Annotated in this window: 24 protein-coding genes and 1 pseudogene; 19 read left to right on the forward strand and 6 right to left on the reverse strand. The window is 71.6% G+C overall.

Features of this window, described 5'->3' with window-relative positions; all coding sequences use genetic code 11:
• Nucleotides 1-414 precede the first annotated feature (414 nt).
• From ACZ501_RS34360 to ACZ501_RS34385, 6 genes are all read right to left on the reverse strand, one after another.
• Nucleotides 415-1,119 carry a PP2C family protein-serine/threonine phosphatase gene (locus ACZ501_RS34360; protein ID WP_468800580.1) on the reverse strand — a complete coding sequence of 235 codons (705 nt, stop codon included), beginning with the start codon at nt 1,117-1,119 and terminating at the stop codon, nt 415-417.
• Between the two features lie 91 nt (nt 1,120-1,210).
• The gene (locus ACZ501_RS34365) at nt 1,211-1,489 is read right to left on the reverse strand and encodes a hypothetical protein (protein ID WP_468800582.1); all 279 of its coding nucleotides are present in this window, start codon (nt 1,487-1,489) and stop codon (nt 1,211-1,213) included.
• A complete protein-coding gene (locus ACZ501_RS34370) occupies nt 1,489-2,493 on the reverse strand; it encodes a DUF932 domain-containing protein (RefSeq protein WP_468800585.1) in 1,005 nt (334 codons plus the stop codon). Before ACZ501_RS34370 ends, ACZ501_RS34365 begins: the two co-directional genes overlap by 1 nt.
• 105 nt (nt 2,494-2,598) lie before the next feature.
• Nucleotides 2,599-3,030: a hypothetical protein gene (locus ACZ501_RS34375; protein ID WP_468800588.1), complete on the reverse strand. Its 432-nt coding sequence runs from the start codon at nt 3,028-3,030 to the stop codon at nt 2,599-2,601.
• A gap of 121 nt (nt 3,031-3,151) precedes the next feature.
• Nucleotides 3,152-3,538 (reverse strand): DUF3846 domain-containing protein, encoded by a 387-nt coding sequence (locus tag ACZ501_RS34380; protein WP_468800591.1) that lies wholly within the window; start codon nt 3,536-3,538, stop codon nt 3,152-3,154.
• A gap of 677 nt (nt 3,539-4,215) precedes the next feature.
• On the reverse strand, nt 4,216-4,854 hold the full coding sequence (locus ACZ501_RS34385; protein ID WP_468800593.1) for a hypothetical protein: 639 nt from the start codon (nt 4,852-4,854) through the stop codon (nt 4,216-4,218).
• Between the two features lie 955 nt (nt 4,855-5,809).
• Here ACZ501_RS34385 and ACZ501_RS34390 point away from each other — a divergent pair.
• From ACZ501_RS34390 to ACZ501_RS34480, 19 genes and pseudogenes are all read left to right on the forward strand, one after another.
• The gene (locus ACZ501_RS34390) at nt 5,810-6,190 is read left to right on the forward strand and encodes a hypothetical protein (protein WP_468800596.1); all 381 of its coding nucleotides are present in this window, start codon (nt 5,810-5,812) and stop codon (nt 6,188-6,190) included.
• Nucleotides 6,159-6,523 (forward strand): annotated as a pseudogene (locus ACZ501_RS34395) (NF041680 family putative transposase); the annotation flags it as partial. The gene ACZ501_RS34390 and the pseudogene ACZ501_RS34395, both read left to right, overlap by 32 nt.
• A 911-nt stretch (nt 6,524-7,434) precedes the next feature.
• The gene (locus ACZ501_RS34400) at nt 7,435-7,893 is read left to right on the forward strand and encodes a hypothetical protein (RefSeq protein ID WP_468800599.1); all 459 of its coding nucleotides are present in this window, start codon (nt 7,435-7,437) and stop codon (nt 7,891-7,893) included.
• The gene (locus ACZ501_RS34405) at nt 7,890-8,210 is read left to right on the forward strand and encodes a hypothetical protein (protein WP_362454455.1); all 321 of its coding nucleotides are present in this window, start codon (nt 7,890-7,892) and stop codon (nt 8,208-8,210) included. Before ACZ501_RS34400 ends, ACZ501_RS34405 begins: the two co-directional genes overlap by 4 nt.
• Nucleotides 8,207-8,710, forward strand: a complete 504-nt coding sequence (locus ACZ501_RS34410; RefSeq protein ID WP_468800602.1) for a hypothetical protein — start codon at nt 8,207-8,209, stop codon at nt 8,708-8,710. Before ACZ501_RS34405 ends, ACZ501_RS34410 begins: the two co-directional genes overlap by 4 nt.
• On the forward strand, nt 8,710-11,280 hold the full coding sequence (locus ACZ501_RS34415) for an ATP-binding protein (RefSeq protein WP_468800604.1): 2,571 nt from the start codon (nt 8,710-8,712) through the stop codon (nt 11,278-11,280). Before ACZ501_RS34410 ends, ACZ501_RS34415 begins: the two co-directional genes overlap by 1 nt.
• A 128-nt stretch (nt 11,281-11,408) precedes the next feature.
• A complete protein-coding gene (locus ACZ501_RS34420) occupies nt 11,409-11,549 on the forward strand; it encodes a hypothetical protein (protein WP_468800607.1) in 141 nt (46 codons plus the stop codon).
• A complete protein-coding gene (locus ACZ501_RS34425) occupies nt 11,546-14,200 on the forward strand; it encodes a hypothetical protein (protein ID WP_468800610.1) in 2,655 nt (884 codons plus the stop codon). The genes ACZ501_RS34420 and ACZ501_RS34425 overlap by 4 nt, the downstream gene beginning before the upstream one ends.
• Nucleotides 14,197-15,318, forward strand: a complete 1,122-nt coding sequence (locus ACZ501_RS34430; RefSeq protein ID WP_468800612.1) for a C40 family peptidase — start codon at nt 14,197-14,199, stop codon at nt 15,316-15,318. The genes ACZ501_RS34425 and ACZ501_RS34430 overlap by 4 nt, the downstream gene beginning before the upstream one ends.
• Nucleotides 15,315-15,953: a hypothetical protein gene (locus tag ACZ501_RS34435; protein ID WP_468800615.1), complete on the forward strand. Its 639-nt coding sequence runs from the start codon at nt 15,315-15,317 to the stop codon at nt 15,951-15,953. The genes ACZ501_RS34430 and ACZ501_RS34435 overlap by 4 nt, the downstream gene beginning before the upstream one ends.
• Entirely contained in the window at nt 15,938-18,517 is a 2,580-nt protein-coding gene (locus ACZ501_RS34440) for an ATP/GTP-binding protein (RefSeq protein WP_468800617.1), read from the forward strand. Before ACZ501_RS34435 ends, ACZ501_RS34440 begins: the two co-directional genes overlap by 16 nt.
• Nucleotides 18,514-19,413 carry a replication-relaxation family protein gene (locus ACZ501_RS34445; RefSeq protein ID WP_468800620.1) on the forward strand — a complete coding sequence of 300 codons (900 nt, stop codon included), beginning with the start codon at nt 18,514-18,516 and terminating at the stop codon, nt 19,411-19,413. The genes ACZ501_RS34440 and ACZ501_RS34445 overlap by 4 nt, the downstream gene beginning before the upstream one ends.
• A 729-nt stretch (nt 19,414-20,142) precedes the next feature.
• Nucleotides 20,143-20,751: a hypothetical protein gene (locus ACZ501_RS34450; protein WP_468800623.1), complete on the forward strand. Its 609-nt coding sequence runs from the start codon at nt 20,143-20,145 to the stop codon at nt 20,749-20,751.
• A 395-nt stretch (nt 20,752-21,146) separates the two neighbouring features.
• Nucleotides 21,147-21,608, forward strand: a complete 462-nt coding sequence (locus ACZ501_RS34455) for an ATP/GTP-binding protein (RefSeq protein WP_468800626.1) — start codon at nt 21,147-21,149, stop codon at nt 21,606-21,608.
• Between the two features lie 55 nt (nt 21,609-21,663).
• Entirely contained in the window at nt 21,664-22,389 is a 726-nt protein-coding gene (locus ACZ501_RS34460; RefSeq protein ID WP_468800628.1) for an SAF domain-containing protein, read from the forward strand.
• A complete protein-coding gene (locus ACZ501_RS34465; protein ID WP_468800630.1) occupies nt 22,389-23,210 on the forward strand; it encodes a hypothetical protein in 822 nt (273 codons plus the stop codon). Before ACZ501_RS34460 ends, ACZ501_RS34465 begins: the two co-directional genes overlap by 1 nt.
• 22 nt (nt 23,211-23,232) lie before the next feature.
• Nucleotides 23,233-24,771, forward strand: coding sequence for a CpaF family protein (locus ACZ501_RS34470; RefSeq protein ID WP_468800632.1), 1,539 nt, complete (start codon nt 23,233-23,235; stop codon nt 24,769-24,771).
• Nucleotides 24,768-25,706 carry a type II secretion system F family protein gene (locus ACZ501_RS34475; RefSeq protein WP_468800634.1) on the forward strand — a complete coding sequence of 313 codons (939 nt, stop codon included), beginning with the start codon at nt 24,768-24,770 and terminating at the stop codon, nt 25,704-25,706. Before ACZ501_RS34470 ends, ACZ501_RS34475 begins: the two co-directional genes overlap by 4 nt.
• On the forward strand, nt 25,703-26,590 hold the full coding sequence (locus tag ACZ501_RS34480; RefSeq protein ID WP_468800636.1) for a type II secretion system F family protein: 888 nt from the start codon (nt 25,703-25,705) through the stop codon (nt 26,588-26,590). The genes ACZ501_RS34475 and ACZ501_RS34480 overlap by 4 nt, the downstream gene beginning before the upstream one ends.
• The last annotated feature ends 20 nt before the right edge of the window (nt 26,591-26,610 follow it).

Here is a 26,610-nt window from a genome sequence, read left to right on the forward strand (position 1 = left end):
CCCGCGGAGCGGGTACCTACGCGCTGCGCGCGTAGGAGAGAACCGCCTCGCTGCGCTCGGCGGGGCTCGGCGAAGCCGAGCCAGGGCCGGCCTTCGGCCGGGGTCCTCCGCTTCGCTCCGGACGGGTTCGGGGCTTCGCCCTGAACGGGCCGCTACGCGGCCGGGGGTGACCCCGTTTCACGGGGTCTGGGCCTACGGCCTGTTGGGTGGGTCCGCTTCGCTTCCCCACCCAAGTCCTTCCGGCTTCGCCTCCAGGACCAGCCCGCTTCGCGGGCGGCTGGCAACAGCGGGAGGGGCGCGGGGCGGTCGGGTGGACCGGCCCGCCCACCCCGCGCCGAGGGGTGCTTCAAAATCTATCTCGGATTGACTCTGGATTTGAGGTCATGGTCCGCTGGGCTACCGACTCGGGGCCCGCTACCTCGCGGCGAGATCTGCGATCAGCACCGTGGCGTTGTCGGCGCGGCCGTCGTCGTGTGCGATGGCGGCCGCTGCCAGGGCCCGGGCGGCCCTGTGGGGACGTCCCATCAGGTAGTCGGTGATGGGGAGTTGTGCGTCTTCGAGAGGCTCGTACGCGCCATCGCTGGCGAGTACGAGCCTGCCGTTATTGGGGGCGAGAACCGATCCGAGCCGTGGGTTGGGGCTGGTGTCGCCGAGGTAGGACGTCACCCGGTTGCGGGCGTACGGCCCGGGCTCCAACTCCATGTCGATCAGGACCTGTCGCATGTTGTGATCGGTGGTAAGCCGTTCCAGCTGGCTGCCGGTCTCCGGGAGGAGGTAGGCGCGGGCGTCACCGCACCAGGCCACCTCAAGCGGCTTGCCGGGCTCGGCGACGGCCACGACAGCGACAGCCGTGGGCATGTACTGCGCGTACCAGCCTTCCGGGGCCAGCTCGGCGGCCCGGGCCGAGTGGATCTGCCGCAGGCCCTCCAGTGCCCCGAAACGGGCGGCAGCGCGGGCCAGTCGGCGCGCGGCCGTGCGCGTCCACGTCTGGACCTCTTCCGTGCTGCCGATGCCGTCGAGCAAGGCGTATGCGCGGCGCTCCTGGTGGGTGTAGGTCGCCGTGGCGTCGCACTGGTGGGAGCGTCCGCCGATCAGCTGGGCTGCGCTGTGGGTGCTCATGGTGTTCCTGCCTTAGGGGTGGCCGGGGCGGGAGGGGTTCTCCCGCCCCGGGAGAAGTTCCGTCGAGCTGACGCGGACGTGTCTGTAGCGATCAGCTCAGGGAGCGGTTCTGCGCCAGGTTCCAGGCGGCCCGGCGCTGCGCCCGGCAGACCGGGGCGATGCCCTGGCGGGGCGCCGGGGTCTCGTCCTCGTCCTCGTCGTCGGCGCCGCAGCGGGCGGCATAGAGAGACTCGTCGATGTCGGCGAAGGTGCAGCCGGGGTGCCAGTCGGCTCCGTAGTGCTTCGCCAGCAGCTGCTCCAAGGCGCCGGGCTGCGGCTTGGGCTGGGCGTCGATTTCGGCGCGTAGGCGGGCCGAAAGGGAAGTGTGCATCAGACGGTGATCAGGCGGAACGCGCGTTCCATCACGTCATCGGCGGTGCCCGTGATGACGCGCTCGGCGCGGGCGGCGCTCTTCAGGTCGGGGCTGGCGCCGCGCGCCGGAGCAACGTGGTTGGCGTACTCGGTGATCGCGTTGTAGCCCGCCCACGCGGTTCCCCGGATGCCCGCCTGCGTGTCGGCCTGCTCGAACAGGTTCCGGATGGTGTTCCAGCGGTTGGCCTGGTTGGTCTTCTTCCGGGCGCTGTCCCCGTTGGCGGCCGGCCAGAGCTCCTCGACGACCGCCCGGAGCATGGGCGTGGTCATCTCCGCCTCCAGCATGCGCTGGGCGGCCTTCTCGAACTCCTCGGCGTACTTGAACGTGAGCCCCAGGGCCTGGCGGGCCTGGGCGATTCGGCCGCGTGCTCCGGAGGTGTGGCGGACGGTGTAGCTGCTCTTCGCACTGCGCAGCCCGGCGCGCAGCGTGTTGGCGCACACGACGCGCACCGGCGTGACGACGATCCGGAACGCGCTGCTGCCGTCGTGGGAGTTGAAAGCAGCGATGTACAGGTCAACGCTGTCGTTGCTGCCGACGGTCATGGTCTGGGGCAGCTTCATGGTCAGGAACACCTGTCGACCGTTCCTGAGGGATCCGGCCGTCTCGAAGTGTGCTCCGGACTCGTCGGCAAGGAAGTTGAGGAACTCGGCGTGCTCCTCGTTCTGCACCGGGGTGTAGTCGGGGCCGACCACTCCGAGGGTCTCGGGGCGTCCGGTCTTGGGGTGGGTGCGCACGGTCGCCCGGTGGTTCGGCACATCGAGCACGGTCGCGCCGTCGGCGGTCAGTTCGGTCGCGTGCAGGCCGATCAGGCGGACGTCCCAGTTGTCGAGGGCGGCCAGGCGCATGGCGTCCTCGGCGGTCAGCGCGTCGGCGGTGACCGTGCCCAGCCGGTGCCAAGCGCTTTCACGTGCACTCACGAACGCGGCCGTGCCGTCACTGAACTGCTCGATCTCGTGTGCCATGGGAGGTTTCTCCTTCTTGGGTGTTCTACGGATGCGGCGGGGGTGCCACTCCCCCGCCGCTGGCGGTGCGTGATCAGGTCTGCGGGGTACCCGCGCCCGGGCGGGTCAGTCGAGTGCAGGGGCGTCCACGAACGTCACGCCCGGCAGGGGGTCCGTGATGTCGCGGTCGTGGCCGATGCAGTACGCGACGATGCTCTCTTCGGCCGTGGCGGGCCGCGCGACAAGGTCGCTCACCGCCCACGACATGAACGTGACGTCGCCCTGCGGGTGCAGGGTGCGCGCCACCAACATGGCCTTGGCGCCCATCGTGGTTGTGGCCAGCAGGTAGGCCACGTAGGCGAGCGGGTCGGTCGGGTCGTCCTCGTTCGGCACAGGGCCGGTGATGAGGCACTCCGCCTCGGCGGCGCCGCGAGGCGAGAGCGCAATGACGGTGAGGTGGTGGAGTCCCTCACCGGCGGTCCGGGCGAGAGCCCGCACGAGAATCATGCTGCGGCGGGCGAGTGTGCGTGCATGGTGGGAGGTCTGGAACTCGGTCATGAGCGTGCCCTTTCATGGTTGTCCTGCGGTTCTTCGGTCGGCCTGTGGGGCCGGTGCCACTTCCGGCCCCACAGGCGAGACGGTGGGCTGGGGCAGTTCCCCCTGCTGGCCGTTCTGGGTCTCAGCGGGTGCGCTGCTGGGGGACCTTGATGGCGGCCCGGGTGAGGTGCTGCTCGATGAGCACAAGGGCCTGGTCCTCGCTCAGGCCGTGGGTTCCGCATGCCGATTCGTGGTCGGTGGGGCCGGTGAACAGGACCGGGCCGAAGTAGTGGAACCGTGCAGCGCCAAGCGACCGCAGGACCGGGGTGGCCGGAGCGTTGACCGGCCTGCCGTTCATCAGGGCCTCTTCGTCCACCCACAGCGTGATCTCGCGGTTGAGGGGGATGGGGTGGGTCAGGTCGCAGCCAAGGGCGGCGGCCGGAGTCGTGTTGGAGGTCCAGTCGGCGAGTTCGAACCAACCGTCGGGCTGGATCACCAGCCCGAACTCAACGGCCTTGGTAGTGGACATGGTTCTCCCTTGGATAGGAGGTGGGTTCTTCGGCCGGTGGGCTTGCCACTTCTCTCACCGACAAGAGAACTCTACCGCAATCGAGGCTCACCCGGGGTGGAATCAGCCCCTCGCGGCCGACTCGAAAGAGTGATGTATCGGCAGGTCAGAGGGTGTTTTGGCCCGGTGGGGGCGGGCATTGCGGGTGCGGTGCCGGCTAGCCCCGTAGCGCGGAGCGCGGAGGGCAAGGGGTGTGGTGGGGGACGGGGAATGCGGGGGTATGGTGCGCGCGGAGCGCGTACCCCCGCATTCCCCGTCCCCCACCACACCCCGCAGCGCGTGCCGCCAAGGAGTGCACGGCTGGTGGAGCGAAGCGGAGCCGGCCGGGCGCTCTACGCAGCGAAGCGGAGTGACGGAGCGAAGCGGAGTGCGGCACGCGGCCACCGTGTGCGTGGTGGGGAAGGCCCCGCGGGGGGCGTGAGAGCGCGCAGCGCTCGCTCCGGACGCAGCGAAGCGGAGTCCGGCACGCCTTCCGCGGGGCCTTCCCCACCACGCACACGGTGTGGGGTGGACGGCGCAGCGCAGCGGAGCCGTCCACCCCACCGGCACCGGACCCGCAACGCCCGCCCCCACCGGGCCGAGAAAGCCCGGAGGGGGCCCGGCCGGGCGGCCGGGCCCCCTCCGGGGTCTTTGGGGTTTCAGTGCTTGTCGTGGAGCTGCTGGGCTGCCTTCACGGCGATGCGGCGGAGTGCCGGGGGGTAGCCGAGGCGGTCTGCGGCCTCTTCGGCACGGAGACCTGGCTCGGTGTGCATCTGTGCGGCGATGCGCGCCGCCCGCTCGTGCTGGAGGTGCTTCTGCGCGGTGGAGGTGGAGATGCCGAGGACGTCGACGGCGTGGGCGGCAGTCACCGCGGGGTCGGCGTCGAGGAGTTCAGCGATGCGTCCGGGGAGTAGATCCCGGGGGACCATGTCGCCGGATCCGGTCGGCCGGCCGCTGGGCGCAGTCATGGCGCCTCGGGCGGCTCCGTAGGCACGCAGCACGCCGCGGGGCCAGTGCTCGACCCCGCCCACCACAACAACGTGGTCGGCGAGGCGCGGGTCGGTCTTGTAGCTGTCGATGCTGCGCGGCTTCACGGCCAGCACGACGGCAGCCTCCCGGCGGTCGAGCAGGTCCGCGTCGTCCTCTTCGGTCGGAAGGGTCGGCTGCGGTTTGCCGTCTCGGTGGGCGTTGACCTGTTCCAGGTCCCACAGCAGCACCAGCGCCCCCTCCGAACTGACCGGTTCAGGGAAGCCTTCGGCGTCGTGCGGTTTGAGCCGGCGGAACGTCGGCCATGTCATCCCCAAGGCGTCAGCAAGCTCCCGCCGGCCCACGGCGGTTCGTCCAGCGCGGATCACGGGTCCCGACCTCCAGAGGGTGAGGCGCGTCGGCGCGCACCATGCCGTGAGGATCCAACGAGACCCCCACACAAGCAGAAAAATGCTACCGCATCCAAGGAGCGCCGTGGTGCGTGCCGGCACCCGGCCCGGGCGCTATGCTCGGCTTGATGATGCACGCGGGTTCTCTCGTGGTGTGTTCTTCGGTCGGCCGGCGCCCTTGCCACCCGCTTTCAGCGGAAGTGGGCGTCGGCCACATTGGTTTCGCCCAAGCTCGCTCGCCGCGCACCACGACATCAGCACCCCGCACTGCCGAGCTGCTCCTCCCGAAGCCCGGTCGGCCGGGCCAGCAACGTGGGCGCACCGAGCACAGACGCCGCCCGGAACGACGTCGGCACCCACCCCCGGCTCGGCACCGCCGACGCCTCCCAGCCTGACCGCCCACGGGCGGCCGGCAGGCGATGAACGAGCAGTTGGTCACAGCTCACGGCTCTCCCGCAGCGGGTTGAAACAACGCCGCTCGCTTCCGGTCCCGCCTATCCGTCAGGCGCCCTACAGAAGCCAATCACTTCCCTCCCCTACAAATAAAGTCTGGCCGGTCACCACCTCCGAAATGGGCGCCTGACCAGTCCAAATGCAAGGTACGGGATCAGGTCGGTATCCCGGGCAGTTTCCCCCTCTTGCCTCCCCCTCAATGTCCCCCTCCTACCTCCCCCGCTGCTTTCCCCTCAGCCGCGCAAGGCCTGCAGGGGCTGGCGAACCCCGTGGACAGGGCAGCAGCGTCGCGGGGGCCGAGCACCGTGTCGATGGCGACTCTGCCGGAGCAACAGGCACTCACCCCTGGTAAGGGCTCCAGCGGCCCAGGCGGGCGGCTCGCGGCGGACGGCCGCCTCGGTCAGGCCGAGCGCGGCAGCGGCCCGTGCCGGGGTGGCCCCGTGGCGGCCCGCCACCACACGGCCTCGCCCAGCACGCCCTGGATGTCCTGCTGCCCGCAGCGATCGGGCTCGAGCGCGAGACGCTGGCCGAAGCCGGCGCCCAGCTCGCCGTCGCACTGTCCGAGTTCGCCAGGCTGGTGGAGGCCGACGCCGACGACCAGCTCGCCCAGGGGGAGGCCGTCGTAGAGCGGCTCCGCCGGACCTCGCTCCACGTGCACGAGCACATGGGCCGCCGTGGTGCCGTCGCGGGCCGTGGCGGTCTGACCGCCAGCAGTAGCAGCTCCGCCGTCACCGACCCGACCACCGGCAGCCCCTCCTCGATGCAACTCTCGATCGCTCGGCTGGACCCGACCCAGGCTTCGTGACTCCGCCGGGGCCGACCGCTGACCTGGCTCGTTCTGGCCGCGCACGCTCAACTGCGTCCCGCCCGGCCGCTCGCGGGATCTCCGCCGGCCGTGGGAATGACCGGCGGAACCGAACAGGCTTACCCCCACCCGAGTCCGCCGGGGGCTCAGGAACCTGCGCGCGAAGACCGGCACGCCGGCCGGTGCACCGAAACCCACGCGGCCCGGGCCCGGACGTCCCCTCGGATCGAAGAGCAGCGGCCCGGGACCCGCTACGACGTCGGACGTGTCCTTGCCACCGGCAACTCCTACACCCGGCCCGCGCACCGCAAGGTCGGCACCAAGCCCAGACGGCACCGTTACCCGCTTCGGCCGCACGCGCGCCGGATCGCCCGCGGTGGGGGGAGCGGTGAGGTGGTTGGTGAGGTCACCGGGGCCCGGGTTCGTCACCGGTGAGTCCTGTCGGCAGGGCTCTGACCTGCGGTGGGGAGTTTCACTGGATGGCGCGAGGTCACCGGTGACTCACCGGCAGCACTGTTTCCTTCCCGTGACGCCGGGGGGCTGGCAGTGGTGAGCCAGTGGGTGAGAAGACCGCCGTTTCGTGGGGTGCAAGAACGAGCACCTCCACGGAAGGCATTTTCATGAGCCCTGTACCCCGGCCCTCGCGCCGCCTACGGCGAGCGCCGCAGGCCGCAACCGCGCAGCCGTTGCGCCGTTCCCGTCCGGAGACCGTTCCGGTCAGCGGGAGCGTCTCGAGCGGTCCGCGTCTTGCCCGGATCGGGGCCTGGGCGGCGCTGGCCGCTGGGCCGCTGGCCCTGGCTGTCGCCCTCGTGATGCCGCGAGGCCCCGTTGCTCAGGCCGCGCCGGTTCCGCACGCCGACAGCGCATCCAGGCTGCCGGCCGACCCTGGCGGTACGGCCGCGCTGTTCGTGGAGCTGTGGCTGCGCTCCGATGCGGCAGAGCCCGACAGCCCCGTGGCTGCGGCCCTGCGGTCGATGGCGCCCTCCGTGCAGCTCCCCAAGCGCGTTCGTGGCGAGGCGATGCCTGGTGCACTGCGGGTGGTGCCAGTGCGGACCGCGTCCTCCCCCGATGGCTGGACGGTGGTTGTCGCCGCCCTCACCAACGCCGTCCCCCTTGCCCCGGCGGCTTCGAGTCCGGCGCCGGAGCCTGCGGCAAGTACCGGGCCGGTTGTGCGGTACTTCGCGGTGTCCGGTACCGGGGGTCGGGACGGCGGGGCGCTGAGTGTCTCCGCTTCGCCGGCGGAGGTGTCTGCCCCGGAGATCGCGCCGGAGACCGCGGCCGGCCCGTTCTCCCACTCCGTCCCCTCCGGGGCAGCCCTGTCGGCGTCGCTCGGTGAGTTCCTGCGGACCTACCTTGCGGGCGGGCAGGGCGCGGGGCTGGAGCGATACCTCTCGCCCGGGACGCGTCTGTCGGCTCCGGCGGCTGCCGGCTATGTGCGGGTGGACGTCGAGGACGTCGTAGCCGACACCGAGCGCGCGGGTGGGAAGGAGGTTCCGGCCGACGGGACCCGAGCGCGGGTGCGGGTGCGGGTCGCCGGTGAGGACCGGGGCGGAACACGGTGGCCGCTTGTCTATCAGCTTGAGCTGACCACGCGGGCCGGGCGGTGGGAGGTCAGCTCCCTGGAGGGCGGGGCCGCTGGTGCGGCGGCCCCGGCCGCCCCGTCCGGTTCGGTGGCCGCGCCGGTCTCGGGGGGTGCGCGATGAAGCAGCAGTTCATCCTCGCGGGCAAGCTCGACGAGTTGGGTGACTCCCTGCTCGAAACGGTGGGCGGGTGGAGCGACAAGGGCCTGAAGGTCGTGCTGACGGTGGTGGTCGTCGTGACCGTGGCCCGCCGCGTCTCGCTGAAGGCCGGGATCGGAGCGCTGATCGCGATGGTGCTCGCGCTGGGCCTGTACGAAGCGCGGGAGTCGCTGTCCGGCGCGGTGAAGGACGAGATCAACAACCCGGCCAAGGGCACAGGCGCTGTCACCATCGTGGTCACCCCCAACCCTGCCGCAGGCGGCAGCGGAGGGGTCCTGTGAGCGGGGTCGAGCGGCCGCGGGTCGCGCGTGCCTACACCAGTGCGCGCCGGCATCCGTGGGTGCTGGGCAAGCTCGGTGACTGGACGCTGCCGTTCGGGCCCTACACCCCGGCGCAGCTGGTGGTGCTGGGCGGTGGGGCGTTCGTCTTGATCAAGACGTTCGACTGGTGGTCGTGGGCGGGGCCGGTGCCGATTGCCCTGTGGCTGGGTGCGGTGTGGGCGGTGCGGGGGGCGCAGATCGCCGGGCAGAACCCGTTTACGGCTGTGCTCGGGGTGGGCTCGCTGCTGTTGAAGCATCCGGCCGGGCGGATCGGTGGGCGGGTCGCCCGTGACCGGAAGCCGTCCTGCCTGCGTGCTCGGTTCGTCATCACTCCCGTCCTCGTGACCGCTCCGGCGAATGCCGGGACGGTGGCCGTGGTGGAGGCGCCTGCCAGCGGGCGGGCGGCTGCCGGTTCGGGTCTTGCGCGGCTGCTCGCCGACGGTGCGGGGAGGGCGGCGTGATGAGGACGCCTTTCCGGCATATCGCGGGGCATCTGCTGTGGTCGGTGTCGGGCCGGGTGTGGGCGGTGTGGCGGGTGGCCGCGCTGCCGGGCGGCTACCTGCCCGCCCGGGTGCATCAGGACCTGTTGGGGCGGATCACTTCGCTGGTGCGGTCGATGCCCGGGATGGAGCCGCGCCTGTTCGTCCTGGCGGCGCGTATTGATCCCGGCGAGGTCGCTGAGCGGATGGTGGCCGGTGTCGACTGGCAGCGCCTGCCGGCGTGGGCGGAGACCTGTGCGGCAACGGTCGATCTGCTGACCGGTCAGGAGATGCACGAGCGGACGCTGTGGCTGGCCGTGCCCTTGGCGGGCAAGGGCGGATCTGCGAGCGCTTCCCTCACCGCCATGTATGCGGAGCTGTCGGCCGCGCTGGACCTGCCGCCCATGCCGGTGGCCGAGGCGGACGTGAAGGCGGCCGTGTTGGAGGCGGAGCGGATCCAGACCTCCCTGGGCGGGGGGCTGGGGCTCAGGCCCGCGTCGGCGGCCGAGGTCGTGTGGATGCTTCAGCACGCCCTGCACCGCGGCCTGGTGGAGGAACCGCTGCTGTCGGATGCCGAGCACAGCCGGCTGTACGGCAGTCACGTCCGGGAGGGTCGTCTGCAGTCGCCGTCGTATGCGGATCTGGGGATGGTCCGTCTGGCCGAGGGCGGCCAGGAGACGGGCGCTGGCGCCAAGGAGGCCAAGCCGAGGAGCCCGTGGTGGCGGTCGGCGTCGTCGTCGCCGCTGGGTCGCCGGTGGCTTCAGGTGGAGTCCGAGGCGGGAACCGGATACCAGGCGCACCTGGTGCTGGCGGAGATCCCGCCGGCGGTGTCGGTGCGGGCCGCCGACGTTCTGGCACAGCTGGAGGCTCTGCCCTTCCCGGTCGATGTCACGGTCGATCTGCGGGTGGTGCCGGCGAAGAAGGCGCGGGCGCAGGTTCAGCGCAAGAAGCGTGAGCTGCTGGACCAGGCTGACCAGTACGGTGCGCAGCCGACTGGGATGCCGCACTCGTTGCCGGATGCTGCTGGGGATCTGGCGGAGCAGGACGCGCGGATGGCCAGGACGTCGGTGGAGGTCGAGGTCCAGTCAGTGACGGTGCTCAGCGTGTGGGGTCCGGATGCGCAGGTGTGTGATGCGCGGGCGTGGGAGCTGTCGGCGGCCCTGTCGGGGGGCGACTACCGGGTCGAGCGTCCGTATGGGATGCAGGAGGAGTTGTTCGCTCTGGGTCTGCCGGGGACGGTGCGGGCGCCGAAGCTTTCGCAGTTCACGCAGCACCAGTTGTCGGAGGACTGGGCTGCTTCGGGGGCTTTGACGCTGTCGCGCGTGGGCGACCCAACCGGGATGATGGTGGGTTACGACCTTGACTGCGGCACGATCCGCCCGGTGCTGCTGAACCCGGCGAATGCCCCGCAGGTCAACGCTTCGGCTTCCAGCGCGGTGATCGGCGACCTTGGTGCGGGCAAGAGCGTGCTGCAGAAGCTCATCACCGATGCAGTCGTGGACCGGGGCGGGCGGGCGATCGTCATCGACCGGACCCCGATGCGCGAGTGGGCCGGCTTCGCGCGGACGGCGATGGGGGACCGCTGCCAGATCATCGACGCCGCGAAGGCACAGATCTCCATCGACCCGCTGCGGGTGTTCGGCGGTCCTGTCGGCGCCCACTACGCCCTGTCCTACCTGACCTTGCAGTTGGGGGTGGGGGCGATGACGGCCGCCGGGGCCGTGCTCCACCATGCGGTTGACGAGGTCAGTGGCGGTCCGGAGCCGTCGATGGGCAAGGTGCTCGACGTCCTCACTGCGCTCGCGGCCTCGGGCGCCGGCTCGGGCCGAAGGGATGCGGCCGCCACCATGGCCGACCTGCTGCGGATCGTACGCACCAACCCTCTGGCTGCGATGGTGTTCGACCCCAGTCTGCCGCCGGTCACGCTCGACGGGGATCTCGGTGCCGACATGGTCGTGGTGACCACGACCGGCCTGACCCTGCCGCCGAGGGAGGCGTTCGCCGATGTCGATGTGCTGCGCCAGCAGCCGCTGGAGGCGTTGATCGGGCGGGCGGTGTTGTATTTGATCGCGGCCGTCGCCCGGCAGGCGGCGTTCACCGACCCGTCCCGGTTCTGCCTGGTCTCGCTGGACGAGGTGTACTGGCTGACCTCCTCCGCAGAGGGGTCCGCGCTGGTCCACGAGATCCTCCACGACGGCCGCAAGCACGGCGCCGGTGTCTTCCTCGGTGCCCCTGACGAAGAGGAGCTGGGCAAGGACGCCGGTCTGGTCGCCTACCGGTTCCTGGCCCGCACCGCCGACCGAGCCCGGGCGGTCAAGGGATTGCGCTTCCTGGGGTTGGACGGCGAGGACGAGGACCTCATCCGGCTGGTCACCACGGGCCTTTCCCCGGTCGGTCAGGCCGGCCGGGAGGGCGAGATGCTGCTGCGCGACCCGCGCATGCAGGTCGGCCGCGTCAAGGTCGTCGTCCCGCCCGTGCCCCGCATCAAGGAATCGATCTTCACGACACCCGGTCGTGCGGCACAGCCCGCGGCCTCGGGGGGGACCTCATGAACCGTACGAGTGGTGTTCGGCTGTTGCTCGAAGGCGCGGTGGCTGTGCTCCTGCTGGTGTGCGTCGTCGCAGTGTGGGCTCCGCCCCATGCTCACGCCTTCGCGTCGCCTGTGGCGGGCGCGTGCAGCGTGGCCGGTACACCGGGCCCGGTCGCGCGGGCCGCGGTCTGGCCGGGCGGGCTGGAGGGGCGTACCGTCCTGCTGCTGTTCTCCACGGCCGCCATCGGCGCCGCTGTCGGTTTGGTGACTCTCGCCGGACGGCGGCTGTGACCAACCACCTTCATCTGCACATAGACCGGGGCACGCTGCGCGCGGCCGGCTTCGTCGTGCTGCTCACGGTCGTGTTCGTGGTGACGAATACGTCGGTGGCGGCCGCCGCCGACGGAACTTCCGCCGGGTCAGGGTTGCTCGGTCCGTTGGACGTGATGACGGGTGAGGGGGTGCCGCTCAGCAGCTACCAGCTGGAGGCTGCGGTGGCCAAGCCCGGGGGCAAGATCCCCGCGGTCGAGCTGGTCGAGACCGGGCAGCTGAATCTCGACGTGGTCGGGCAGACCCAGCGGATGGTCCTCAGCGGCCTGTTCACCCTGGTGCGGCTGCTGGTCGGGCTGTGCTGCTGGCTGATCTCGTTCGTGTTCCGGTTCCCGTTGATCACTCTGCTGACCGGGCCCGCACAGCAGATCGCCGACGCCTATGAGCGTCACGTCGTCGCCCCGCTCGGCCTCGAAGGTCTGCTGCTGGCCTGGGCGTTCGTGTTCGGGCTGGTCCTGTTCGTGCGGGGGAAGGCCGGCACAGGGCTGGGGGAGATCGCGCTGACCCTGGTGATCGCGGCCCTCGCCGCCAGCGTTTTCGTCCGCCCGGACTACCTGCTGGGCAGGGAGGGGCCTCTGGACCAGACCCACCAGGCTGCCATCGAGGTGGCGTCCATTACCACCGCCTCCTACTTCGGCACGCCCGCGCGCGGCGGCCGCCCCTGCGACAGTGCGGTGGGACCCGCCCATGAGGCCTGCGTCAGCGAGAAGGCCGAGGCGAAGACGGTGGTCGATCCGATCCAGCGCGCGCTGAGCGACGCCCTGGTGGTCAAGCCCTACATGCTGCTCCAGTACGGGCAGGTTCTGGACCCGAAGAAGTCCGGCCAGGCTTCCGCGTACCGCGCTCATCTCCAGTGGGTGAAGAAGAACGCTCCTGAAGCGAGGCCTGCGGCGGATGGTGCGGCCACGGGAAGGTGCGACGGTGTCATCGGCCCCTTGAAGGAGGACTGCGAGCGCCAGGCCGCCAAGAAGAACCCGTGTGAGCTTCTGGATGGTCCGGCCAGGAATTACTGCGAAAACGGCAACGGTCCGGCCACAGACAAGCAGTCGGCGTTCTCCGAGCTGGTCGAGAGCCTGGAGAAGGCGGGGCCGGTGGGCAAGGAGGCGGCCGAGTACGCGCAGAAGCCGACCTGGGACCGGGTCTGGTCGGTGGTGGCCCTGCTGATCGCGGTGATCGTCGTCACGCTCATGATCGTCTCGATGGCGGTGGTGATGCTCGGCGCGCAGGGCGCCGATGCGGCGGCCGCCGCGGGCGGGCCCATCGCCTGGGTGTGGTCGATGCTGCCCGGCCCCTCCCGCATGCTGCTGTGGCGGTGGCTGGGGGTGTTCATCGCCTCCGCCATGGTCTCCTTCATGGCCGCGATGTGCCTGCCCCTGTTCGGGATCGCGGTGGACGCGGTCTTGGCCGGCAGCGGAGCCGACCTGATGGTGGAGCGCCTGCTGCTGGTCGACGCGATCGCCGTGGCGTTCTTGATCATGCACCGGCGGGTGCTGGCCGCGACGGCCTCCTTCGGGCAGCGCATGTCCACCCGTATGCGGTACAGGAAGGTCGGCGGCAGCCACCTGCGCGGTGACAGCTCCGAGCTCGGCGCCGCCCTCGCCATGAACGGCCCCGCCGCCGGCGGCCCGGGCCGGTGGGGGCCCTCGGCCGCGCACGGCGCGTTCGGCGCGCGCCTGCGCTCCCTGGGCAGTCTCGCCTCCCTGAGCGACGGCGCAGGCATGCCGATGTCGCCCGGCCGTCTCCTCGGCGACGCGATGGCCGAAGGACGGCGCGGCCTGGCACCGATCGCCGTCGCCCTGCGCGGGGCTCACGCCGCGCTGATCGGGCCCCGGCCGGCGCACCACCCTGCGGCCGCTCGGCTGCGCGGCGCCGCAACAGGTTCGGGCCCCGGCCAGCAGGAGGCTCGGGGCGAGATGGTGGTGGACCAGTGGACCGGGGAGGTCCTCCACGATCCCGCCACCGACAGGCCCCTGCTCGGATCGCGCATGCACGCCGGCGCATCACGGCTTCGGGGCTACCGGATCGCCTCCCGTACCGCGCGCCTGGCCTACGGGGCGTCCTTGGGGCTGCCCCGCAACCTGGACCGTGCCCGTGCTGCGGCCTCCGAGTTCACCGACGATGCCCGCACCCAGCTGCGGGTCGCCGCGCACCACGTCCGCGAGGACGGCAGCCGGTGGGCGGACGGCGGCCGGGCGCTGCGCGACCGCGTCGACCACGCCGGACAGGTCATCGGCACCGCCTGGCAGGTCCACGACCCCGTGGGCGCCGTACGGGACACCGCCGTGGCCGCGGCGATCGCCACCGCCCCGCTGGCCTCGCGCGACCGCGAGCCCGCACCTCGTATCAGCGTCTCGGCCCCGCGGGCCGAAGCCGGGTGCACCCCCGCGCCGCGCTCCACCAGCCGTGCCGTACCCGGACCTGCCGGCTCTTCCCAGAATGCCGCCGCAGAGCCGGGAAGCGGCCACCGGTCCGGTCGGTCCTCCGGGGCACGGCCTGTGCCGGGGCCCGGGAGCACGGCGGACGCGGAGGCGGCGAACGCGGCGCGGCTGCGGGCGATCTTCGCCGACCGGGTCGCCGAGCGGCGCCGCCGCGAGGGCGGTGATGACTGGTGAAGCGGTGGGTGAAGCTGGGGTGTCTGACGGTGCTGCTGGTGGTGGCGGCTGCCTGCTGCGCCGGGCCGGTGCTGCTGTCGGCCGCCGCCGCCCGCCACCGCACCGGCCCGGTGAGCGGAGCGGTGAGCGCGGCCGCGGCTGGCATCCCGGAGCGGATGATGGCCGCCTACCTCACCGGCGCAGCCCAAGTCACCGCTCATGTGCCCGGATGCAAGGGGATGCGGTGGCAGGTCCTCGCCGGTATCGCCCGCGTCGAATCCGACCACGCCGCCGGCCACCTCGTCGGAGCGAGCGGAGACATCGACCCCATCATCACCGGCCCGCGCCTGGACGGCTCCGGAGCCGGCGGGAACACCACCCCCATCCACGACAGCGACGGCGGCCGGTGGGACGACGACAGCGCGTACGACCGGGCGGTGGGGCCCTTCCAGTTCCTGCCCGAGACGTTCCTCGCGTACGGCAAGGACGGCAACAAGGACGGGACCATCAGCCCGCACAACGCGGACGACGCCGCCGCCGCGGCCGCCGTCTACCTGTGCGGCAACGGCCGCAACCTCACCGACCGCGAGCAGCTGCGCGCCGCGATCCACACCTACAACCTGTCCTGGGCGTACGTGGACGACGTCATGTCGGGCATCGATCGCTACGACTCCCTAGGCACCGCTCCCGCCGTACCCTCGGGCAACATCGGCGCAGTCATCCAGGCCGCGCTGGCCCAGCAGGGTGTCCCCTACTCCTGGGGCGGCGGCGGGCCCGGCGGGCCGAGCACGGGGATCTGCTGTTCGCCGGGCGGCCAGGACGGCGGCGCTGTGACCGGTTTCGACTGCTCGGGGCTGACCCAGTACGCCTACGCGAGGGCCGGGATCATGCTGCCGCGCACTGCGGCTACCCAGGCCGGGGTGGGACGTCGCATCCCCGCGTCCGCCGGATACGGGGCGTTGCGCCCAGGGGATTTGATCTTCTACGGCTACAGCCCCACCTCGGATTCGACCATCCATCACGTCGGGATCTATCTCGGCGACGGGAAGATGATCAACGCGCCGCGGCCCGGAACGCAGGTACGGATCGACCCCGTCACCGCGATGCCCGACTACGCGGGAGGGGCCCGGCTCCTATGACCGGACACGCGTGGACAGGCGGCCGTCTGATCGCCGTCGCGGCCGTCTTGGCCGCCGCCGGGCTGGTGCTGCTGTGGACGGGAGCACACGGCATCCGGCCCGGCACGGATGCCGCGGTGCCCAGGGTGATGGGTTCCGCCCTGCTGCCGGGGCCGGCTGCGCCGTCGGCCGCCGGATCCGTCGCTCCCCCGTCACCGCAGGCCTCCGCCGGCTCGGCGCCTTCCGCCGCTGCGGCGGTACCGGGCCCCACCCGGCAGTCGGCCGGGCCCGGTGCCGGCGATGGCAGCGCTGTGGCGCGGGAGCTCCCGCCGCCGGGGTCCGGGCCGGCGGCGGACCCGATCATCCAGCAGGCCCTGGACCAGGCCAGCCGGCCCGATCTCCCGCCGGACGACGAGCGGCGGTTGCTGGAGCTGAGCCGTACGGCATGGACGGCGGAGACCGCCGGCTACACCCAGGTGCGGGTCCAGGCCGCCGCCGCCCGCCGCGACACCACACCCGCCACGGCCGGACAGCAGCCGCGGGCGGTAGTGCGGCTGGTATGGGCCGGGGCGGACCCGGCCGGGACCTTCCTCGACGGTCGCACCGCGACCCTCCACTACACGCAGAACGGACAAGGATCATGGAACCGCCCCTGACCGCCATGGCGGTCCTGCCCATGGGCGCCGCGCTGTGGGACGGGCTGGCGGCGCTCGCCCGCTGGACCCTGGCGAACTCCTGGTGGCTGGCCTTGCTCACGGCTGCCGCTCTGATCGGATGGGAGCACCTGCAACGGCGCCTGAGCGCCGAGGCCCTGTCGCGGCGCACCTACCTCCAGCTGGAGCCGACGCTGGCGTTCGAGCCGGATGCCGAGCAGATCTGGCGGCAGGGCATGCAACTGGTGCGGGCGGCCGGCTCGGGTCCGTGGTGGACGCCGCGCCGGGCGCGCTCGGTGAGGGTGCGACTGCGCGCCGACGGAAAGCGGCCCCTGGTCTACCGCATCGAGGCCCCGGCGACCGCGCAGCCCTTGCTGAAGCAGACCCCGTATGGGCCGCGGGTCGAAGTGAAGCAGACGGCCCCGGTAGCCGACAAGCACCGCGTCCACGTCGTACGAGCGGTCTTGACCCTGCACGGGGAGCCCGGCTCACGCCTGCGTGAAGTGCCCCTCGACCCCGACCCGCTCCAGCCTCTGATCGACGCGGTCGCCGACCTGAACGCGGAACTCGGCGACGTCGCCGAGGTCTGCGTGGACCTTTCCCCCGCGCCACGCTGGCACCTGGCCGTGCGGCGGATGCAAGCCATGCAGCGCGCCCGCGACCAGGCCCGCCGCGAAGCCCAGCGCGAGGCCCGCTGGCTGACCCGCGAGGCGGCCGACAGCCTGCCGGTCACCATGGGCAAGCTGCTGGACCCTTCCCAGTGGCGTGGCAGCCCACGCGGGCAGATGGTCATGTCCCCCCAGCCCCGCCGCGTCGAGCGGGAGGCGGTGCTGGGGAAGCTCACGCACACCCCGGGGCTGGTGCGGGTGCAGATCCTGGTGCGCTGCGCCTCGGATGCGGCCGGACGTGCGGAAGCAAGGCTGGCCCGCATCGGGGCGGCCATGGACGTCTACGCGGGCCCATCCCGCCTGTCCACGCTCGGCTGGTCCGCCGGTCCCCTGCGTTTCGGCCCCGACCGCCGGCCGTGGCGGCGCCGGTTCGATGAGCAGTGGGCCACGGCTGTCATGCGCCCGGCCCGCGGCGGGTGGGCGCACATCGACGAACTGGCGGGGCTCTTGAAGCCGCCGACCATCACGGCCCGTCTGCCGCTGCTGAAGACCGAGATGCCCACCTACGCCTTAGGGGAGAATCTGCTGCCCCAGGGCTGGCACCGGGGAGCCGACGGCCGGGAACGGCTGCTGGCCACCCACGAGGACGACACCCTCTTCGAGGTCCAGTCGGGCAAGGCCGGCTGGGGCAAGACCATGCGCGCCCAGGTCCACGCTGTCGCCAGCGCCCACAACGGACGCGGGCTGGCGTTCGTGGACCCGCACGGCGACTCCTTCGCCGACGTCGCCCGCTACCTCGCCCACGAGGACATCATCGACCGGGTCGCACTGTTCGACCTCACCGTCCGCGAGGACGAGGAAATGCTCAGCTGCTGGAACCTGCTGGACATGACGCCCGGGCAGCCGGCGCACGAAGTGACCGCCTCGGTCGTGGAGGCGTTCGCGGGAGCCCTGGGCTGGGGAGATGTGACCGCGCCGCGTGCGCTCACCATCCTGACCAAGGCCGTCGAGGTCCTGGTGGCCGTCAACTCGCAGGCTGTTCTTGCGCAGGTGCCCGATCAGCAGGCGACGATCTTCCAGGTCCGGGCGTTGCTGACCGACCTCACGTTCCGTCACCTCGCCATCGCCGGCTTGGATGCGGAGGCGCGCAAGTGGTGGCAGGCCACTTTCCCCGACATCCCCCGGGACGCGCTGCTGACCGTGCTGAACCCGCTGGAGCGCCTCGCAGCCTCCCCCGTCACCCGCGCGTTCCTCGGATGCCCCGTCAGCGGGTACGACATCCGCTCCGCCATGGACGAGGGCCAGGTGTTGTGGGTCTGCCCGCCGGGCACCGGACCCACCGACCGGCTGCTCATCTCCTTGATCGTCCACGACTTCCTGCGCGCCGGCCTGTCCCGCCGCGATCTGCCCGAGGCCAAGCGGCGGGCGTTCCGCTTCTACCTGGACGAACTGATCTCCCTGGACGGGTCTTCCACCGTGCTGGCGGAGATCACCGAGCAGTTGAGGAAGTTCGGTTGCCGCCTGTACGGGATGACCCAACTCATGCACCGCCTCAACCCGGCCACCCGCTCCGCCCTTTTGCAGAACGCCTCTTGCCTGTCCACCACGGCCGGATCGCTGGAGGCCATCGCACAGATCACCGACCAGTGGCCGGGCACCGTCACCCCCCGCGACGTCACCGACCTGGAGCGGTTCAGGCACTACGCCTCCTTCACCATCGCGGGCAAGCGGGTCGGCCCCCTGCCGATCCGGGGCCCCGAACTGGCCGAGGTACTCGGCGACCTCGCGCGGCCTGGCCAGGTCGCCGCCCTGCGCAAGACCGCGCACGCCAACACCGCCGCCCTGCCCCTGGCCGAGCGAAGCGCGATGGCACTGGCCCAGGAGGAAGCCGTTCGCTCCTTCCTCACCACCCGCACCGCACCCACCGAAACCGACGACGCAGGAGAGCAGTACGCATGACCACGGCCGTCTTCCAGCCCGCCACCGCGGACACCCACGCCCACCAGGCCCTGGCCCTGATCGCCCAGCACCGGCTGCTGACCAGCACCCAGCTCCACCAGATGCTCACCCCCAACACCCCGCCCCGCAAGATCCACAACGTCCTGGCGCCGCTGCGTGAGCAGGGACTGATCACCCACACCGTGCTCCCCGGCCGCCTCCAGGCCCACTTCCTCACCCCCGCCGGCCACCAGACCGTCGGGGACTGGCCCGAACTCCGCGGCCGCACCGCCACCCCGATCCAGTCCTCCGCGGCCGCCTCCCTGCGCGCCGCCCACATCCTCACCGGAGTCCGCGCCCACCTCGCCTTCCTCACCGACGCCCGGGCCCGCGGCGACGAATACCAGCCGCTGGACTGGGTCCCTGAGATCACCCACCGCCTCCCCGACACCACAGGCGAAGACCGGCTCATCGCCGACGCCGTATTCCACTACACCGCCACCAGCCCGCGACGCCTGCAGTACCGGGCCTTCGTCGAGATCGACCGCACCACCATGAGCAGCGAGCGCCTGGCCCGCAAGCTCATCACCTACGCCCGCTTCCACGACTACACCCCCCAGCCCCTGGGTCGGCGCGGCACCGTCGCCGACCAGGGCGCCGTGCTCGCCTGGCAGCGCTCCTACCCCCGCTTCCCCAGGGTCCTGTTCATCCTCACCGGAGCGTCCCGCACCACCCTGGCCAACCGGATCGCGGACCTGCGGCGTATGACCGCCGACCACGATCTCGTCACCCGCCTCAGCGCTCACGTCCCCCTCGGCGCCGCCGTCCTCGAAGACATCGAGGCCCACGGCCCCCAGGCGAAGGTGTGGACGCCCCTGGCGGGGAGCAGCGAGCCGCGCGGCTGGACCCAGCTGTGACCGGGACAGGGACCAGGCCCACCGGGCTGTCAGCCGCCGACCTCGCCGACTACCGCCAGGCCCAGGCCCAACACGTGGGCCTGATGCGGCAAGTCACGGACCGCGAGTTCCAGATCGAGGCCGGTCTCATCGAGAGCTACGCCGACTACCGCTTCGTCTGGCACAACGAAGGACTCGAGCCGCCGCGACCACCCACCGCCGCCCCCGGTAAGAAAGCAGGCCACTCAGCCTGGGCCAACTTCGACGGCGAGGACTGCCCCCGTTCTGACCGGTGCACGAAAACGGCGGAGACCCCGGCGGCCGAGCCTCCGAGACCTCCCGAGCTGTTCCATATCGGGGTGCTGGTGAGTTGCCAGCCTGATCGTGACCCAGGCCAGCCTCCATCGGTGAGAAAACCGGTGAGCAGCGGCAAGGAGCATTATCAGCAGCAAAGAACAAGCCATCGGGAGGAATTCAGGCCACGGCTTGCCGAAATCCCACCAGCGTCCGGCTCTGCGCACAGCGCCACCCGGAAACCGCACGTCAAGACCCCACAGACAGACGGGGGACTAGCATTCATGGCCAAAAGTGACGTCCGGTCACCTGAGCCCCAAGAACCCCATAGGAGCTGCGGCGTTGAAGTCGTAGGGTGCCGGATAGCACGACCACAGTCGTACGCAACACGTTGCACCAGCGATTTAGATGGGTTGCGCGGCAACCCGCCAGACAAGGTGACCCGGGGAGACTTCCGTGGCAATCGCACGACAGCACCACACCGGAAACCGTCGACTGCTCGCGGCGGCAGCCGCCGCTGCGACCGTCGCGGCCCTCACGGCCGGATGCACCAGCGGAAGCAAGAACGACAAGAACGCCGCCACCGTCCCGACCGTCTCCCCCAGCGCCACCACAGCCACCGCCTCGCCGAGCGCACCCGCCGACCCTGAAGCGGCCGACAAGGCCGAGGTCCAGGCGGCCTACACCCACTACTGGGACGTTCTGACCAGCGCTTACGCCAAGTCCGACCCGCAGGGCACAGACCTGAGCAAGGTCACCACCGGCAACGCACTCGTACAGACGGAGCAGGAACTCGCCAGTCTCCGTACGAGCGGCTACATCGTCGTCGGACAGCCGAAGCACTCGAACACCACAGTCACCTTCAAACCGGACACGAAGCTGAAAACCGCCGTCATCACTGACTGCATGGACGTCTCTCAGTGGAAGCCAGTGAACAAGGACTCGGGCAAGCCGGCCGATCTGCCCACCACCCGGCTCCAGCGCTACATCACCACCGTGACTGCCGAGAAGTGGCCCAGTGGATGGATGGTCTTGGAGGAGAAGCCGGAAGGACAGGCATGCTGAGACACGGCGCGCGCTCGGTAGGGGTCCTCGTTCTCCTCGCGGCCACCGCTCCGACGGCTTACGCGGACGATCCAGTCAGCGTGGGGGGCTGCGCCGACCTGAAGCACTTCTGTGTCGGAGCGAACAGCCCCGGCTCCGTCAAGCCGCCCGCCAAGCAGCAAACAGGTGGGTCCTCAACGGGTTCCGGGAGCAACATCGACGGCTTGGGTCAGGACTGCTCGTTTCGGCCGCTGGATCCTCCTCCGCCGGCGGGCAGCGCTCTGTGGCAGGGGCACTCGCCCGGCGACGGGGCGGTCTACCTGGACCCGTGCGGGCTCGGAAACGGCATCGCGGACGGCGACAATCTCGCGGGAGCGGGCCGGGCCTTCTGGGCACAGAACCCGCCCGCTGTGGCCGTGGACCCTGCTGTCCTCGCGCAGCGCGCGGTCGACTCGATGCTCCTTCGCCCGCCGGCCATCGGCATCGTCCCCAAGCCGGGGGGCGTCGGTGTGGTCGGTATGCCTGTCTATATGTGGACGGCGACGGGCCCCGAGACCTACGGCCCCAACGTCGCGTCCGCTTCCGCCGGCGCCGTCACGGTCACCGCCACGGCCAGGGTCGCCAAGATCGTATGGGCGATGGGTGACGGCACGACGGTCACCTGCACCACCCCGGGCACCCCCTACCGGGCCGAGTTCGGCAAGAACCCGTCGCCCGACTGCGGTCACAGCTACCGGACGCTCGGGAAGTACCACGTGACCGCGACGTCCACGTGGGCCATCGACTGGACCGGGGGCGGCCAGAGCGGCCAGCTGACCGAGGTGCGTTCGAGCTCCGTGGACATCGCTGTCGGCGAAGTCCAGGTAGTCGGCCAGTAACAGGCGCTTCCCGCGAATTTTCCTTCTTCCTTCTCCTCTGCTGGAGGCACAGCACGTGAGTACGACCACCGCGGCCGCGAATGGCCGTGCCGCCGTCCCCGGGCCGGGTGGGCCCGCTGACAAGCCGACGCCGGCGCCTCGAGTCGTGCGCCAGCGACGGCGCCGTCCTGGGCTGATCGCGCTGTCCGTCGCGTTGATCGCGGCCGGTGGCCTGTCGGGGGCGCTGCTGTTCACCGCGTCGGGTCAGCGCTCGAGTGTGCTGGTGGTGGCCCGGGATGTGCCGGTGGGACAGGCGCTCTCTGCAGCCGACCTGGCGCCGGCGTCGTTGGCTCTGGACCCGGTGGTCAAGGCGGTGCCGGCGACGAAGAAGGCGGGCCTGGTTGGCCAGCGTGCCGCTGTGGCCCTGAAGGCCGGATCGCTGCTGTCACCGGGGCAGGTCACGGCCGTGTCGCTGGTGAAGGGCGGTGAGCAGCTGGTGGGTGTGGCGTTGAAGCCGTCGCAGCTTCCGGCGTCGCGGCTGTCGCCTGGGCAGAAGGTGCTGATCGTCTCGACGCCGGATCCGGCCCAGGCGGACGCTGTGGCGGGGGCCGGCAAGCCTGGTGAGGCGGCGCCTGCTCCGAAGACGCTTGCGGCGACGGTGGTCGCGGTGGGGGTGGCGGCGCCGGCGACGGGTGTGGTGGTGGTGGACGTGGCGGTGCCGGCTGCGGATGGGCCGGTGCTGGCGTCGCGGGTGGCGACGGGTGCGGTGGCGCTGATTGTGGCCGCGCAGGAGGGTTCCTGATGGCGGTGGTGGCGCTGGCGGGCGGGCTGGGAGCGCCGGGGGTGACCACGGCCGCTCTGGGCCTGCTGATGACGTGGCCGATGCCGGAGGGGCATCGGGTGGTGCTGGCCGAGGCGGATCCGGACGGCGGGGCTGTTCTGCCTGGTGCGCTGCAGGGCACGTTGGACAACTCGCGGGGGATGCGGAATCTGGCGGTGGCGGCCCGGCAGGGTCATGGGCAGCTGGTGGATGCGTTCTGGCGGCAGCTGGTGGACGTCACCGATGCCGGGACGCGTGACCGGCTGGTGCTGCCTGGTCTCTACGATCCTGCGCACGCCTCGGCGATGGAGCCGGCCTGGCGGCCGCTGTCGGTGCTGTTCGCGGGGATCGAGGAGCACGGGCATGACGTGATCGTGGACCTGGGCCGGCGGGGTGCGGTGGGGCCTTCGGGTGTGCTGGCGCAGAAGGCGGACGCTGTCCTGCTGGTCGCCCGCAATACGCTGCGCGGGCTGCAGGGTGCCCAGGTGCGGATCGAGGCGCTGCGTGCGTCGTTGGGCGGGCGCACGGAGCTCGGGCTGCTGCTGGTGGACGAGGGGCCGTTCTCGAAGGAGGAGGTGCGCAAGCACCTGGGGGTGACGGTCACCGCGGTGCTGCCGTGGCGGCCGAAGGAGGCTGCCGTGCTGTCGGACGGTGCGGATCAGCCGCGCAGGTTCGAGTCCGGGGAGTTGATGCGTGGGGTGCGGACGGCGGCGGTACGGGTGCAGGAGCTGGTGGCGATCCGCCGCTCGCGCCTGGCCCCTCCCCCTGGCACGGCGAATGCGGTGGTGACGGGTGCGCGCTAACCCTCTTCACAACGACCCCCGTGTGGCTGGTTCCCTGGAGAGCCGGCTGGGCGCCGTACGCGGCGGCTCCGGCGCTGGCGCGCCGGGCGGGCAGCAGGGCGTGCCGGTCAATCCGTGGCTTCCGGCTCCCTCAGCGGGGCCCGGCACCGGTGCGCCGCAGCTGCCTCAGCCGGCGCTCCCGGCGGCTGTCGTGGTGGATTACGCGGCGGTGCGGCTGATCAAGAAGCAGGTCGGGGAGCGGCTGACCGAGCTGCTGCGTGCCCGGCCCGGTCTGAGCCAGGCCGCGCAGGAGCAGCAGGGCCGCCACCTGATCAATGAGCAGGTCGCGGTGTGGTCGGACGCCGAAGCCGTCAAGCGCGGGACGGCCACCAGCCCGGGCGAGGACGCGGCCATCGCACAGGCCGTGTTCGACCTGCAGTTCCGGGCCGGGCGCCTGCAGCAGCACCTGGACAACACACTGGTGGAGAACATCTTCATCAACGGATACGAAGACGTGTGGCTGGACTTCACCGACGGCCGCCGCGTTCAGGTGGCACCGGTCGCGGACTCCGACGAGGAGCTGCGCGAACTCCTGCGGGACCTGGCCCGGCGCACCACCGGCCAGGCCGAGCGGAGCCTGTCGACGGCGGACCCGTTCCTGGCGCTGCGGCTGGCCGACGGGTCACGGCTGCAGGCGGTCATCGACGTCACCCCGGGCACGTATGTGACGATCCGCCGGCACAGCATGCGCCACGCCGACCTGCCCGAGCTCGTGAACCGCGGGATGCTCGACACCACGCTGGAGGCGTTCTTGCGGGCGTGCGTGCGCGCGGAGAAGAACGTCATGATCGTGGGCGGTCAGGCCGCCGGCAAGACGACCCTGCTGCGGGCGCTCCTGCGGGAGATCGACCCGGACGAGCGGTTCGCCACGCTGGAGACCGAGTACGAGCTGTTCGCCCACGAGAACGGGCACCACCGGCAGGTGGTGCCGATGGAGGCCCGCGAGTCCAACGGCGAAATGGTCGCCGGCAACGCGGCTGGCGAGATCACGCTGATGGACCTGATGTACCGGGCACTGCGTATGACGTTGACGCGGATCGTGGTCGGCGAGGTCCGCGGCCCGGAGATCGTGGCCATGCTCCAGGCGATGACCAACGGCGCGGGCGGCAACCTGTGCACCCTGCACGCCATCCACCCGTCCGTGGTGTTCGACCGGATCGCCGAGCTGTACCTGCTGGCGCAGGCGAACATGTCGGAGTCGCTGGCCTACCGGCAGGCCGCGAACGGGCTGCACTTCATCGTGTTCGTCTCCTCCGTGGACGAGACGAAAATCGGCGGGCACCGGCACCGGTTCGTCTCCCACGTCCTGGAGGTCACCGGGATCGGCGAAGGCGGCCGCCCGGAGACCAACCAGATCTTCGGGCCACGCCCGGAATGGGGTGAGCACCGCGCCGTGCCCTTGACGCTGCCGCGGTGCATCAACGACCTGCGTCGTGCCGGCTTCGACGCCTCGCTGCTGAACGAGCAGGCCGGAGCATGGGGCGCAGCGCTGCCGCTGCTGGTGAGGGAGGAGGCGCTGTGACGCTGTTGTGGTGGGTGCTCGCGGGCCTCGCCCTGGCGGGCGGACTGGTCGGCCTGGTGGCGGGCATCGTCGGTACCAGCACCCCGAAGGGGCCGGGGCTCGCCGCGCGGCTGCGGGCCGGGCGGCACCTGGCCAACCGGGACGAACGGATGGCCCGCCGTACGCGGCTTGTGGGCGGGGCGCTGGCCGGGGTGCTGCTGTGGCTGGTCACGGGGGTGTTCGTGGCCGGGGCCATGGTGTTCCTCGCGGTGATCGGGGTGCCGTGGCTGCTGGCGCCGACGAAGTCGGCCACCGCCCGTATCGGGAAGCTCGAGGCGCTCGGGGACTGGACCCAGCGCCTGGCCAACACGCTCCGGCTGGGTCGGGGCCTGGACGAGGCGTTGCAGATCTCCCGGCGCGGGTGTCCTGAGGACATCGCCGGTGAGGTCGCCGATCTCGTGGACCGCCTCCAGGTCGGATGGCGGCCCACCGACGCGCTGCGCGCCTTCGGCGACGCCCTGGCTGATGTGACGGCCGACAAGGTCGTGGCGGCGTTGGTGCTGTCGGCGGCCGACCGGGGGCCCGGGCTCGCGCAGGCGCTGGACGACCTCGCCGAGTCCGTCCACGAGGAGGTCGCCCGGCGCCGCGGCATCGAGGCCGACCGCGCCAAGCCCCGCACCACGATGCGGTGGATGACCATCATCACCCTCGGCGTCATCGGCGCCGGGTTCCTGGTGCCCTCCTACACCGCCCCGTACGGGACGATGCTGGGCCAGCTGGTCCTGGCCGTGCTCATGGCCGCCTTCGTCGGGGTCCTGGCGATGATGCGGCAGATCGCCGACATCAAGCCTGTCCCCCGCTTCCTGATCGCCGACCCCCGCAGCGCCGTCACCCCCGCGGCCGCCGTTGAAGACGGCGAAGAGGTATCCGAGTCGGCTGTGGAGGTGCGGGCATGATGCCGGTCGCGGCGATCCTGTCCGGAGCGGCCATCGGCGCCGGCGGCGCTCTGCTGATCCGTGAAGTCCTGCGGCCCGCCCCGGCCCTCGGGCCGGCGCTGCGACGCCTCAACCAGCCCGCACCCCTGTCCGCCGCGGCCGACCACCAGGCACTGGACCGCGACGAGCGGTGGGGGCGTTGGCTGCTCGAGCGCCTGGCCGACGTGCCGGGCGTACGGATCCCGTACAAGGACCTGGCCCTGACCGGCAGCACCCCGGCCAAGTTCGTCCTGACCAAGGTGGCACTCGCCGGCGGCGGCCTGCTCCTGCCGCCCCTGTCCACCATCCCGCTCCTGCTGCTCGGGCTGCCGCTGTACCTGCCCGCGATCGTCGGCCTCCTGGCGGCCGTAGTGCTGTGGTTGGCACCCGATCTCGCGCTGCGCGACAAGGCCAAGCGGGCACGGGCGGAGTTCGCCCACGCCATGGCCGCCTACCTCGACCTGGTGGCACTGCGCCGGGCCGGCAACGTCTCCGCCGAGCAGGCCATGGAACAGGCCGCGCAGGTCGGCCGCGGGTGGGCGTTCCAGCGGATCCAGGCAGCGCTGGCCCAGTCCCGGGTGGACAAGGTGGCGCACTGGGAGTCGCTGGCCCGCCTGACCGCCGAGCTCGACCTGCCCGTGATGGACGACCTCGCCGCGATCATGCGGCAGTCCGCCGACGACGGCGCCTCCGTCTACGCCACCCTCCGCTCGCGCGCGAAGAACCTGCGCACCGAGCTCCTGGCCGCCCAGGCGGCCGACGCCAACGCGAACAGCGAGAAGATGACCGCCCCCGGCGCCCTGCTGGCCGTCCTGGTCATGCTCCTGATCGCGTTCCCCGCCATCATCCGCATGCTCACCACCTGACCGCCCACGAGGGAGAAACG

The sequence above is a fragment of the Streptomyces sp. NPDC034085 genome, assembly GCF_055575555.1.